The organism is Pseudoalteromonas sp. CR1, assembly GCF_019392235.1.
Lineage (GTDB): Bacteria > Pseudomonadota > Gammaproteobacteria > Enterobacterales > Alteromonadaceae > Pseudoalteromonas.
Genome location: NZ_JAHXRM010000103.1, coordinates 1 through 321, shown reverse-complemented (window position 1 = coordinate 321; position 321 = coordinate 1). Strand labels below are relative to the sequence as shown.

At 66.7% G+C, this 321-nt stretch carries 1 protein-coding gene; it reads left to right on the top strand.

What is annotated here, in order from left to right; genetic code table 11:
- Window positions 1–321, top strand: a 321-nt coding sequence (locus tag KZZ04_RS18670; protein WP_257903677.1) for a GMC oxidoreductase, incomplete at both ends; no start/stop codon positions are given.

Sequence of the window (321 nt, the reverse complement as noted above, 5' to 3'; positions counted from 1 at the left end):
CCGCTGTCCCTGGAGCGCTTCGGCGAGCCGTTGCATGCATTCCCGGCATTCACCGCATCAGTTTGCGACCTGCGCCCGCAGAGCCGTGGCCGTATCGATATCCGCTCGGCAAACCCGGCGGATGCGCCAGTGATCCGGCCCAACTACCTCAGCCATCCGGAAGACCTGCGGGTTGCCGCCGACGCGATCCGCCTGACGCGGCGCATTGTCGCCGCACCGGCGTTGAGCGCGTACAAACCGGTGGAATACCTGCCCGGCGACGCGCTGCAAACCGAAGCACAACTGCACGAAGCCGCCGCACGGATCGGCACGACCATCTTC